Annotated in this window: 8 protein-coding genes; 2 read left to right on the top strand and 6 right to left on the bottom strand. The window is 59.6% G+C overall.

From position 1 onward, the window contains the following. Window positions 1-47 precede the first annotated feature (47 nt). Window positions 48-968: an IS3 family transposase gene (locus tag U1A53_RS12735; protein WP_322281416.1), complete on the bottom strand. Its 921-nt coding sequence runs from the start codon at window positions 966-968 to the stop codon at window positions 48-50. A 717-nt stretch (window positions 969-1,685) separates the two neighbouring features. Between U1A53_RS12735 and U1A53_RS12730 the strand changes: the two genes are divergently transcribed. Next, the gene (locus U1A53_RS12730; RefSeq protein WP_322281415.1) at window positions 1,686-3,095 is read left to right on the top strand and encodes a DUF1501 domain-containing protein; all 1,410 of its coding nucleotides are present in this window, start codon (window positions 1,686-1,688) and stop codon (window positions 3,093-3,095) included. A 30-nt stretch (window positions 3,096-3,125) separates the two neighbouring features. Here U1A53_RS12730 and U1A53_RS12725 read toward each other — a convergent pair whose 3' ends face one another. Further along, complete coding sequence (locus U1A53_RS12725) at window positions 3,126-3,989, bottom strand: PEP-CTERM sorting domain-containing protein (RefSeq protein ID WP_322281413.1); 864 nt, start codon at window positions 3,987-3,989, stop codon at window positions 3,126-3,128. 300 nt (window positions 3,990-4,289) lie between these two features. On the opposite strand from U1A53_RS12725, the gene U1A53_RS12720 reads away from it, so the two are divergent. After that, on the top strand, window positions 4,290-4,877 hold the full coding sequence (locus tag U1A53_RS12720) for a toll/interleukin-1 receptor domain-containing protein (RefSeq protein WP_322281411.1): 588 nt from the start codon (window positions 4,290-4,292) through the stop codon (window positions 4,875-4,877). A 90-nt stretch (window positions 4,878-4,967) separates the two neighbouring features. On the opposite strand, the gene gyrA is transcribed toward U1A53_RS12720, so the two are convergent. The 4 genes from gyrA to U1A53_RS12700 form a co-directional block, all read right to left on the bottom strand. After that, window positions 4,968-7,610, bottom strand: coding sequence for a DNA gyrase subunit A (gene gyrA / locus U1A53_RS12715; protein ID WP_322281410.1), 2,643 nt, complete (start codon window positions 7,608-7,610; stop codon window positions 4,968-4,970). 56 nt (window positions 7,611-7,666) lie between these two features. Continuing rightward, the gene (locus U1A53_RS12710; RefSeq protein WP_322281409.1) at window positions 7,667-10,231 is read right to left on the bottom strand and encodes a DNA gyrase subunit B; all 2,565 of its coding nucleotides are present in this window, start codon (window positions 10,229-10,231) and stop codon (window positions 7,667-7,669) included. Window positions 10,232-10,384: 153 nt separating this feature from the next. Further along, window positions 10,385-11,041 carry a gluconate 2-dehydrogenase subunit 3 family protein gene (locus U1A53_RS12705; RefSeq protein WP_322281407.1) on the bottom strand — a complete coding sequence of 219 codons (657 nt, stop codon included), beginning with the start codon at window positions 11,039-11,041 and terminating at the stop codon, window positions 10,385-10,387. A gap of 12 nt (window positions 11,042-11,053) precedes the next feature. Next, complete coding sequence (locus U1A53_RS12700; RefSeq protein ID WP_322281406.1) at window positions 11,054-12,832, bottom strand: GMC family oxidoreductase; 1,779 nt, start codon at window positions 12,830-12,832, stop codon at window positions 11,054-11,056. Window positions 12,833-12,836 lie beyond the last annotated feature (4 nt).

Below are 12,836 nucleotides of genomic sequence, written 5' to 3'. Positions count from 1 at the left end.
GCCCCCAACCTGATTTTGCCTCGAAAACACGGATAACAGATCGGGAGTTAGTTGAGTGAGGCTTCAAAGTCCAGCGGGGACATGTAGTCGAGGGAAGAATGGAGACGCTTGGAGTTATAAAAGGTGGTGATGTAATCGAAGATCATGGTGATGGCAGCGGAGCGGGTGGCGGGGATGGTGGAGCCGAAGGCTTCGGTTTTGAGCGTGGCCCAAAAGGACTCCATGGCGGCGTTGTCGTAGCAGTTGCCTGTGCGGCTCATGCTGGGGATGGCGTGACGCAGGGTGAGGTCAGCGCGGTAGGCCGCGCTGGCATACTGGCAGCCACGATCGATATGAACGATGAGGTCGTGCAGGGGAACACCGCGATGACTGTAGGCCTGGCGCAGCGAGGTGATGACCAGCTCCACAGGCATGGCCGCAGAGGCGTGCCAGCCGAGCACTCGGCGACTGCATAAATCCAGCGTGGCATCAAGATAGAGCCAGCCTTCACGCGTGGGGATGTAAGAGCCGAGCACAGCGAGACAGCCAACCGTCAGGCTGCCCGCAGGGTGAGCGCAGCGAACGAAGCAAATGTCTTTGACCCAGATCTCGTTGAGGCGGGTGGGTGGAGTGGGGCGGCGTTGTTGAAGCAGATTGGCGGCAATGGGGCCGCAGTGATTGCTGTGCGTGGTTTTAGGCACGAAGCGGCGCTTGGCCTTGGGGCGCAGTCCCTTGGCGGCCATCAGGCGGCTGATGCGTCTGCGGCTCACGCCGAGGCCCTGCGCCTTGAGCACCTCGCGCAAACGCGGACTGCCATAAGTCTGGCGGCTGAGCTTGAAGCCTTCGACGAGTTGCGTGGCGATGGCTTGATCCTGCTGACGGCGCTGGCGGTGCGCCTTGTGCGTGTGATCGTAGTAACCACTGCGCGATACTTCAAGCGTCTGGCGCATGTCAGTGAGACAATGCGTGTTGCCAGGATGGGAGATCATGGCGTGGATCATCTCGTGGCGACGGGGGATGTCTGGCCGACAGCCGAGCGAAGCGAGACAGACAGCACGGAGTGCTGCCCGCAGGGCGAAGGCGCAGCCGAGTCAATGGCCAAGGCTTTTTTAAAATGTCGTGCTGGATGATGACATGACGCAGATCGGCCTGGAGGCGGGCCACCGCCGCCGCAAGCGCCACGGGGCCGCGCGCGCCTTCGGCCATCAACAGAACGGCTTGCTCTTTGAAGGCTTCATCATGCATCGGGTGCTGCGCACCCCGGTTGGTCGATTCAGATTCTTGGTTCACTGGACACGGTTCCTATACAGGTTGGTTTTCGTGTCCGCGAATTCGTGGCAGGCTCAGAGGACATGCCAGCCGGTGCCGTCCATCACCAGCAACGCACGGTCCCTTGGTATCGGCTTCGTTGAATTCCGGGAGCAGCGCTCACGACACTCATCTCACCCACGCTCATCGCTGCATTCTATCTGTGTGCCTTCGGCTATCTCCACTTCGTTCCGGTTCGCAGCCCGCCATTGTGCTCGGCTCCAAGTCTCATTCATTCCGCACTCCTCCATCACTCCACTTCTCCAACTCTCCTCCGCCCTTTCGCGTCGTCGCGTGAGAAATCCCGCCCCCGACCTCCGTAACTCTCCGGCCTCAGGGTCTCCAGGAGGCAGGCTGCCTCCGGCGGCATCACAGTTCATCTCAACCAGGACTTGTTCATGAATCTCCTCCCGAGCTCCCGTCGCCGATTTCTTCAAGCCGGTGGCATCGGCGCTCTGAACCTCGCCATCCCGGGACTCGTCGTCGGGAAGGACAAGCTCGATGCCTCGGGCAAGGCAGTGGCTTCGAAGAAGCGCTGCATCTTCCTGCTGCTCTGCGGCGGTCCGAGCCAGCTCGACACTTGGGATCTGAAGCCCGACGCTCCGTCCGAAATCCGCGGACCCTACAAACCCATCCGCACCAAAGTGCCCGGCATGCACTTGAGCGAGCTCCATCCTCTGCTCGCGAAAGTCACCGATCACTTCTGCCTCATCCGCTCGATGACGCACCCAGGCCCGATCAGCAATCACTTCGACGCCATGCACAACCTGCTCAGCGGGCAGTTGATCGAGCGCGTCAAGCAAGGCGAGCCCGACGGCCTGCCCTACCTCGGTTCCGTCGTGGCCAAGCATCTTCCAAGCGAGCACAACCTCGTCTCCAACGCCTGGCTCATCAAATGCGTTGGGCAGCCCGTCTTCTGCGCGCCAAACATCGGCTCGGGCGGTTACCTCGGCTCCGCTCAAGCGCCGGTGTTCATCGGCTCCGCCGACAACCATCCCGCGATGCCGAACTTCAAACCACCGGAGATTTATGACATGGGCGATCCCGCCCGTCTGTGGGAACGGCGCAAACTGCTGGCCGATCTTGAATCCAAAGCCCTGGCCGACACCCCGCTTGGCAAGGACTGGAGTGAACTCCGCGAGAAAGCCTACGATTCCATGACCCGCCCCGAAGGTAGGCAGGCCTTTGACTTGACGCAGGAAACCGTCGCCGTGCGCGAGCGCTACGGCATGCATCCCCTCGGTCAAAATCTCCTCCTGGCCCGGCGCATGGTCGAGGCCGGCGTGCGCTTCGTTACCGTCAACGGCTGGGTCGGTCCCGCGCCGGGAGAAAAAGACGGCGGCCCGCCCAGTTCCAGTTGGGACATGCATGGCGGGAACATGGGCATGGGCAACGCCTTCGGCACCGGCTCTTACGGCATGAACTTCTGCCTGCCCCGCCTCGATCAGGCGCTCTCCGCCCTCCTCAGCGATTTGAAGCAGCGCGGTCTGCTCGAAGACACCCTCGTCGTCGCCGTCGGCGAATTCGGGCGCACGCCCATCATCCTGACGAAAGGGCCACCCGGGCGCCAACACTGGCCCAAGTGCTTCTCCGCCATTGTCGCTGGCTGCGGCATTCGCGGCGGTGCGGTTTATGGCGAGTCTGACAAAACCGCCTCCGCCCCGATCAGTGATCCCGTCACCGTCCAAGATCTCCACGCCACCGTGCTCCACGCCTTGGGTGTGCCCCTCAACGACCTCGGCATGAACACCGGCCTCTCCCGTCCCCCCTTCTCCACCGGCAAACCAGTCCTCGGCCTTTTCGGCTGAGCAGGCTCCCGCTTTCAGCATTTCAGTTTTTCAGCTTTCGTTTTCCCATTTCCCCTCCTGATCGCGCCTTCTTCGCCGACGCATCACCGCCAGTCCCAGTCCCAGCCCAAGGAGCATGGCACGGCCTGGCTCCGGCGTCGCATACAGGCTGGCATTGATCCCGCCGGGGAGACGCCCGGCGGTGGGACTCCAGAAGTTGATGCGGCCGATTTGATCCCCGCCCGTGGCCTCGACGCCCAGATACTGGGTCGATGCCGGGTCGGCACTGAAGTTGGTGGATCCCAAGAAAGCTCCCGTCGTCGAATAAGCACTGATCACAATGTTCGAAAATCCGGCCCCGTTGATGGAAAAGGGGTTCAACCCCACCCCGTTCACCTGCGTCGTAGGGCTGAAGATCCAGTCCAGACTGTTGGTGGTGCTCGCGATCGTGATGACTGGCGTGATGTTCCCCCGGGTGGAATTGGGCCCCACCGCCAGCAGGATGGTGCCCATGCTCACGACCGAGGCCGACCCGCCCAGCGAGTTGCTCTGCACCGTCATCGGCATCACCAGCCCGCTGTTGTACGGAAAGTTCGGCACCCCCTGTGTGATTGGCGGGTTCGGGTTCGCGTTGGAGTTCGTGCCCAGCGCGGATCCCCCAAAGGTTTCCGTGCCCAGCAGGGTGTTGTTCGTCACCGCAGACATCGCCGTGGTGAACCCGGTTTGATCATTCACATGAAAGGTGACCGCTGCTCTCAGCGCCACCGGTGCTGTCAGCACAAGCATTCCAAACACGCGGCACACCAAGAACAAGACAACGTTCCTCTTCCCCGCGGCACGATGAAGACTGGTATTCATAATAAGAGGATTGTTTTCAAAAACAGGGCCATTAGCAAGACCAATCATCGCGCGCATTTTGCGCCACCCTCCCGAATGCTGGCTGACGCGCCTTCATCGACCTGACTCGGATGGGGTCTCAGGCTTTAGGCCGACGAAGACGAAAGGGGCACCTGCCGTCAGCCCGCCCTGCCAGTAAGCCGCAGTGGGTGGAGCGTTCGGAGCGTAGTTCGGTGAAGACCCACGAATGCGAAGGGAAACCCAAATGGCATCGAATCGCCACTCATAGCCAAAGTTGGAATCATGAAGACTGGCGGTGGAGTACGTTTCTTGCGCGAACGCTCAAGCTCTGGCGACGGGAGGAGCACTGATACGACAATGAAGCCCCTCGCGTTGCCAGCAGCGCCATTGTTAGGCGACATCGGGTTCATCGAGACGAGCGAAGAGGAACAAACGAGCGCGGAAGAAAAGCAGTGGAATGCCCCCGACGCGGAATTGAAGATGAAGCTCTTTATCAGTTATGCCCAAGTGAACGAGAAGGAGTTGCTGCCCTTCCGACAGAACCTCACACACTTGAGCCAACAAGGATACATTCAGGTGTGGCAGGATCGTGATCTACTTTCCGGAGAAAAGTGGGAGGCCGGCAGTCGTGACGCTCTAAACCATGCCGATATCGTCCTGCTCTTCTACACCACGGCGGCTAGGATCTCCAAATTCATCCAAGAAACCGAGTTGCCGATCATGCTCGAACGCTCCGACAACAATCAATGCACTGTTCTCTGGGTACCACTGGAGCGAAACGACCTGAATGCCAGCCACCCTCTTGAAAGCCGTCTCAAAGACATCCAATGTGCCACCCAGGACGCAATGCAAATCTATGACTTCGAAATCGTGCAGAAAGGCTGGTTAGAAGTCGAGCAAGCGATCCGCAAGGCTGTGGAGACACGGCGGAAATTGCGGAAATAAACGACAACGCTTCACTCTTAGGGCAGATGATTCTCCAGCCACCTCCGGTCAAAACTCGATGTTGCCAGTAGACATTACCATATGGATGAATCACTCCGCCGCTGGCATGCCTTCGGATTCCGGTTCTGAGGGTTCGACTACAGTCGCAGGCACTTCGCCGACTTCAACAACCGGCACCACATCATCGGCGACCACAGTGGCCACGTCCTGAATGGTTTCGCCTTCGTTGAGGCCCATGAGCTTGACGCCCTGGGCGTTGCGGCCGGTTTCGCGGATGTCGCAGACGCGGATGCGCACGCTCTGGCCCTTGGTGGTCATGAGCATGAGTTCGTCTTTGTCATGCACGGCTTTCGCAGCGACGACTTTGCCGGTTTTCTCGGTGACGTTCATCGTGGTGACACCTTTGCCACCACGATTGGTGAGGAGGCGGTATTCGTCGAAGGCGGTTCGCTTGCCGAGGCCGTTCTCGCTCACGACGAGCAGCATGGCTCCCACCTCGTGCGTGATGCAGCTCACGAGGAAGTCGCCATCGTCGAGCGTGATGCCGCGCACACCGGCGGTGGCACGGCCAATCGGACGCAGATTCGGTGACGCGGGATCATCGCCCGTCTCGTGGAAGCGGGCACACATGCCTTCATGCGTGATGAGACAAATCTCCTTGTTGCCGTCGGTGAGGACGCAATCAACGAGGTCGTTGCCTTCATCGAGCTTGATGGCGATGATGCCGTCCTTGCGGTAGTTTTTGAACTCTTCGAGGGCGGTTTTCTTCACCGTGCCATCCTTGGTGGCAAAGAGCACATACTTGTCCGCCGCCCACATGGCCTCGTCTTCGGGGCCCTGGGCAACAAGAATCAATACGGCCGCGATTTTCTCTTCAGCGCGCAGATTGAGCATGTTCTTGATGCTGCGGCCCTTGCCGGTACGTGCAGCCTCCGGGATCTGATACACCCGCTCCACATACATGCGGCCCGTGTTGGTGAAGAAGAGCAGGAAGTCGTGCAGATGCGCGCTGAAGAGATGCTCGACGAAGTCGGTCGCCTCCTCCTCGCCCTGCGCTTCGCGGGCCTCCATGCCTTTGAGGCCTTTGCCACCACGGTTTTGCAGGCGGTATTCGGTCGTGGAGGTGCGCTTGATGCTGCCCAGATGCGTCATGGTGACGACGGTCGGGTCGTTCGGAATGAGATCGACATTCTCGATCTCACCTTCGGCAGCTTCGATGCGGGTAAGGCGCGGGCCAGCGTGCTTGAGGCGGATGGCCATCAATTCGTCCTTGATGATCTGGAGCACGCGGGACTCACGGGCCAGGATGTCCATGAAGTCGCGGATGCTGACGAGAACGTCGTCGTAGTCGGCCTTGATCTTGTCGCGCTCGAGTCCGACGAGCTGATAGAGGCGAAGTTCGAGGATGTCTTCGACCTGCTTATCGGTGAAGATGTATTTGTCGCCCACAATGCTGGCCTGGGCGCGAATCATGATGCCGAGCTGCTCGGCTGTGCTGATGGCGAAGCTGTAAGCCTTGAGGCGCTCACGAGCTTCGTCGCGGTTCTTGCTGTCGCGGATGATCTTGATGAAATCGTCGAGATGGCCGAGCGCGAGGAGCTGGGCTTCGAGTTTTTCGGCCTTGATCTCGGCCTGCTTGAGCAGGAAGCGCGTGCGGCGGATGATGACCTCGCGGCGGTGCTCGATGTAGCACGCGATGGCGTCCTTCATGCTCAACACACGCGGCTTGCCGCCGTCGATGGCCAGCATGTGGATCGAGAAGCTCGATTCGAGCGCGGTGTGCTTGTAGAGATTGTTTAGCACGACCTGCCCGCGTGCATCGCGCTTGAGGTCGATGACGACGCGGGTGTTTTCATCCGACTCATCGCGCACACCGCTGATTTCCGCGATGATCTTCTCGTTGGCGAGTTCAGCAATGCGCTTCACCAGTTCGGCGCGGTTCACGTTGAACGGAATCTCGGTGATGATGATCTGCTCACGGTTGCCGTTCTCAGCGATCTCGGCCTGACCACGAATGCGCACGCTGCCGTGGCCGGTTTCCATGTATTCACGGATGCCGTTGGTGCCGAGGATGACGCAGCCCGTCGGGAAATCGGGGCCTTTGATGTGCGCCTGAAGCTCTCCGCAAGTGATCTGCGGATTGTCGATCTGCGCGCACACCGCATCGACGACTTCGCCGAGGTTGTGCGGCGGCATGTTCGTGGCCATGCCGACCGCGATGCCGGTGCCGCCATTGACGATGAGATTCGGGAACGCCGCCGGGAACACGGTCGGCTCGGTGAGACGTTCATCGTAGTTGGGCACGAAATCGACCGTCTCCTTCTCCATGTCCGACATCAAAGTCCCGCCGAGATGCGTCATGCGGGCTTCCGTGTAACGCATGGCAGCCGGAGGATCGCCTTCCACCGAGCCGAAGTTCCCCTGCGGGTCGATCAGCGGCTCACGAATGGCCCAGGGCTGTCCCATGTGAACGAGTGTCGGGTAAATGACCGCCTCGCCATGTGGATGATAGTTACCCGAGGTGTCACCGCAGATCTTCGCGCACTTCATGTGCTTCTTCGGCGGATAGAGCGACAGCTCATGCATCGCGTAAAGGATGCGACGCTGAGAGGGCTTCAAACCATCGCGAACATCCGGCAGCGCACGGGCGATGATGACGGACATCGAATAGTCGAGGAAGGAGTTCTTCACTTCTTCAGCGACAGAGATGGGGCGGATGTTGGGGTCTTGCATGGACGGAGAACGAAAGGGCTAAACGAAAGAACAGGAAGCGGGCGAAAGGCCCCGGATTACACGTCGAGGTTGCGGACGTTGAGGGCGTTTTCTTCGATGAAGTGCTTTCGTGGCTCGACCACATCACCCATGAGGATGGTGAACATGCGTTCGGCTTCATGGGCGTTGGTTTCGTCGAGTTTGACCTGGAGGAGGGTGCGCTTGTTCGGGTCCATGGTGGTCTCGAAGAGCTGCTTGGCGTTCATTTCGCCCAGACCTTTGAAGCGCTTGATCTCCATGCCGCGTTTGCCGATCTCCATCACTTTGTCGAGGATGCCTGGGATGCTGAAGACGGGGTGAACTTTGGCGTTGTCGCCATCGCCTTCGATGACTTCAAAGAGCGGCTTGTCCTGGCTGCTGAAGTGATCGACGTGCAGGCCAAGCTCATCAAGCTGCTGGAAACGCTTCTTCATGCCGTGGGCCTCGTGAATTTCAATGAGGCGGGCGCGGCGATGAGACTTCGGCAATGCCGCAGTTCCGTTGCCGTTGGTGTCAACGGCGGCAGTGGGATTGGCAAAGAGATGGAGATCGCTGTTTTCGCGAGCGAAGGCGGCGAGCTGCTCGTTGCTGTGGAAATAGTGGATGCGCACTTCGTTGCCTTCGCGGATCACAACGAGATGATGCGGCAGGTTGCCGGAGGCTTCGTCACGGGCCTGGAGGTAATGCTCAAAGTCAGCGCCGTGACGGCGGATGATGTCGGCGAATTTGGCAACGGGAACGAGAAGATCGAGGATGGCCTTGAGCCGGTCGGCAGTGAGTTTGCTGCCATCAGCGATGTTGCGCAGGCTGATCTCGCCGGAACCGAGTTCGAGCAGAATAGCGTCCATTTCGGCATCACTCTGCACGTATTCCTCGCGTTTTTTGCGCGTGACTTGGTAGAGCGGCGGCTGGGCGACATAAATGTGGCCGCCCTTCATGAGTTCCGGCATCTGGCGGAAGAAGAACGTGAGAAGCAAGGTGCGGATGTGGCTGCCATCGACGTCGGCATCGGTCATGATGACGATTTTATGGTAGCGGAGCTTCTCGATGTTGAAGGAGCCTTCCACCTCACTGTCGCCACCGATACCGGTGCCGATGGCAGTGATCATGGTCTGTACTTCCTTGTTCTGAAGCACTTTTTCGAGGCGTGCTTTCTCGGTGTTGATGAGTTTACCTCGGAGCGGAAGAATCGCCTGATTGTGGCGGTTGCGGCCCATTTTGGCAGAACCACCGGCGGAATCACCCTCGACAATGAACAGCTCAGTCTTCGCCGGATCACGTTCGGAGCAGTCGGCCAATTTGCCGGGCAGACCGCCGCTGCTCATCGCATCCTTGCGGATGGCCTCACGGGCCTTGCGGGCCGCTTCGCGTGATTTCGCGGCGATGATGATGTTCTTGATGATCTCGATGGCGGTATCGGGATTCTCATCAAAGAAGCGCAGCAGGCCTTCATAGACGATGGAATTGACGACGCCTTCGACCTCGCCGTTCACGAGCTTCACCTTCGTCTGCGAGTTGAAGCGCGGATTGGTCAATTTAACGCTCAAGACGCAGATCATGCCTTCGCGGCAGTCATCGCCCTCAATGTCGGGCAGTTTGTCTTTGAAAGCTTTCGGGTTGGCGTTGATATACTGCTTCACCGACTTCGTGAGCGCGGTTTTGAGGCCGCTGTAGTGCGTGCCGCCGTCGGGATTCGGAATGGCGTTGGCAAAGCAGAGTGTCTGCTCGTTGAGGCCCTTGTTCCATTGCAGCACGCAATCAACGAGGATGAATTTCTTCTTGTCGTCGATGGGCACCTCGCGGCGACCCGCGAGCGCGACCGGCTCAGGATGGATCTTGTCCTTGTCCGCGCCCATCTCGCGCACGAACTGCTTCACACCTTCTTGATAAATGAGCACTTCCTGGCGCTGCGGCTCGCAGCGCTCGTCGGTGAGCGTGATCTTGATGCCGGGATTCAGGAAAGCGAGTTCACGCAGGCGCACGAGCAGGCGATCAAAGACGTAAGCCGTCGTGATCGTGAAGATCGTGGCATCAGGGAAGAAGGAAATCTTCGTCCCTGTTGTCTTCGGATCATCGAGATCGCCGAGGACGGTCAGCGGCTCCGTCGTTTTGCCACGCTCGAAACCGATGGCGTGGATTTTGCCATCGCGGAAGACCTCGCACTTGAACCAGTCGGACAGAGCATTCGTACACTTCGCACCGACGCCGTGAAGACCGCCGGAGAATTCGTACGCGCCATCGCCGAACTTGCCGCCCGCATGCAGGCTGGTGAGCACGAGTTCCACCGTGGGAATCTTGGCCTTGGGATGCATTTCCACCGGGATGCCACGACCGTCGTCTTGAATCGTGATGGAACCGTCGGTGTGAATCGTGATCCAGACGTTTTTGCAATGACCGGCGAGATGCTCGTCGATGGAGTTGTCCACGACTTCAAAAACACAGTGGTGCAAGCCGCGCTCATCGGGGTCGCCGATGTACATGCCGGGGCGGAGGCGGACGGCTTCGAGGCCTTCGAGTTTCTGGATTTGATCGGCACCGTAGGCCTGGTTTTCGGCCACACCGGTATTGAAAGCAGCGTTCTGCTCAGGAGACTGTTCGGACATAAGATTTGATGGGAGAATCATCGACTGAATCCGTCCCAAAAACCGCTACCGGAAACGTGCTCGATGACAACCCGTCCAGACTAGCAAGATGGAATGGCGAGCAAAGAGATTTTTACCTCGAAACGCAGTCTTTTTTCTCCAGCGAAACAGACCTCAAATCACATCCTGCAAACCCAACTTCTCAATGACCTCCGCCGGCACCCCAGGATAAGGGCCGCCGACGCTGATATTGCCGACATAGCCAAGGCTTTTCCAAGTCTGGCTATGGGTGTAGTAGCCGCCGAGGCAGAGCTGGCGGAAGCGCTTGAAGAAGGAGGAGCCGACTTTGAATTCAGACCGCGCCTTGGCAGGGTCGCAGATGTCATCGGCGATCTGAGACTGCTGCGCGACGTCCAGCTCCTCGAAGCGTTTGGCGAAGCGCTTGAAGCTCTCGGTGTTAAGCCAGCCAAGGCCACCGCGGATGATTTCGCGATCCTCGTGATGCTCCGGGTAGTCGGCACTGACCCATTCGTTGATGAAATCCGGCACGCCGACCTCGGAGGCAGCGGGCGAAGTCTCGTCCTTGGGCAGGATCAAATCAGCCAAGGTCGTGGTGGTGGCGAGTTCTTCGGCGGAAAGCAGCTTTTCCCACGGAAACTTCACCGGTTGGGTGAAATCGGGGTCTTGAAAGACATGCCGCGAAGGAAACACCGCCGGAGCCGGCTCGGTGTGATTCGGCGCGGCGATGGCCGGAACAGCAGCAGCGCCAGCGGCACCGCTGAGGAGCCCTTTCAGAGCGTGGCGGCGAGAGATGAAGGAAGAATCGGACATGGCACAGATCGGTTAGATGTTCCCCCGCTTCATCTCCTCCATGAGCCATTCACTGGAGCGCCAGGCGAGGGCCAGGATGGTGAGGGTGGGGTTTTTGTCGGGATTGCTGGGCAAGACGGCTCCGTCCATGAGGAAGAGGTTCTTCACGTCCCAGGTCTGGCAGTATTGATTCGTGACGCTTTCCGAGGCCTTGTCGCCCATGCGGGCGGTGCCAACCTCGTGAATGATCTCGCCGGGGCGCTGGATGGCGTCCTTGCCACTTTGCGGCTTCGGCTTGCCTCCCATCTCCTCCAGCATCGCGGCAAAGGTCTGCTGCATGTGCTCGGCCTGCTTGATCTCGTGATCGCTCCACTTCCAATGGAAGCGCAGCACGGGGATGCCCCATTGATCAACGACATTGGGATCGAGTTCGCAATAGCAGTCTTTGTTCGGCAACATTTCGCCACGTCCTGCGAAACCGAAGGTGGCACCGTAGTAGCGGCGGGCTTCTTCCTTCAATTTACGGCCATACACGCCGGGCGAAGTCGAATCGAGGATGCTGAAGTTTTTCATCTCCGGCATCTGACGGCCACCGCCCATCTCGATGTGATAGCCACGGGCGAAGCCGAGCTTGGCGTGATCGTTCACCAGCCACCACGGCGAATAGACATGCAGCCCACCGGCCCCGTCCTCATTCATCGGCGGCAGGTCTTCCATCGCGGGAATGTGCGCCCCCAGACGCGTGCCAACGCTGTCCATGAGGTTCTTGCCGACCTGGCCGGAGGAATTGGCCATTCCTGCCGAATCGCGCGACTTCGAGTTCAGCAGGATGCGTGAGGTTTCGCAGGTGCTCGCGGCGAGAATGACGACGCGTGCCTTCGCAATGGCATCACGGCGCGTGATTTTGTCGATGTAATGCACGCCCGTGGCCTTGCCGCTGCCATCGACAATGACTTCGCGCACCATCGCGTCCGTGATGATGTCGAGATTGCCTGTGGCGAGCGCGGGCGGCAGCAGGACGGTCGTACTCTGGAAGTTCGCACGGATGCTGCAGCCACGCACGCAATGCGTGGCCCAGAAACACGCCATGCGGGACAGCATGTCCTTGCCGATGATCTCCTGCGCCTTCGGATTGTTAGGGAACAGCGTCTTCGGGAGATTCTTCCAATCGAGCGGCTGACTCAGCACGGCACGATGCGCTGCGACGACGGGCACGCCGTGCTTCCTCCCGGCTTTTCTCGCGAGAAGCTCGCCCACACGCGGCTTCGGCGGTGGCATCAGCACGCCGGGAGATGAGTTGGGTGCGTTGGCAATGCCGTCGTTCTCACCATAGACGCCGATCAACTGCTCCACGCGGTCATACCACGGCGCAATGTCGGCGTAGTTCATCGGCCAATCGACACCGAGACCGTCGCGCGACTTCGGTTTGAAGTCGAACTCGCCAAAACGCAGCGCGATGCGGCCCCAGTGATTGGTGCGCCCGCCGAGCATGCGCGCACGCCACCACCAGAAGGCGCCTTCAGTGCCCTGCTTGTTGGTGTAAGGCTCTCCCGAGACCTGCCAGCCGCCAATGTTCGAATCGTAGAAGCCGAAGGGGCGATCCGGTGTGGGCGCACCACGCAGCGGAGCCATCTCCGGCGTGTTGAACATCGGCGTCTCCTTCACCGGCTCGTAATTGCGGCCGGCCTCAATCATGAGGACCTTCACTCCATTCAGGGCCAGAATCATCGCCGCCATGCCGCCACCCGCGCCAGAACCGACGACGATGACATCATACTGCGGCTGCGTTTTGCGATTGGTGATAAGAGACATGACA

It is taken from the genome of Prosthecobacter sp., from assembly GCF_034366625.1.
In the GTDB taxonomy this organism is placed as follows: Bacteria; Verrucomicrobiota; Verrucomicrobiia; order Verrucomicrobiales; family Verrucomicrobiaceae; genus Prosthecobacter.
Note: the sequence above shows the minus strand (reverse complement) of the source record. Positions and strands in the feature narration are given on the sequence as shown.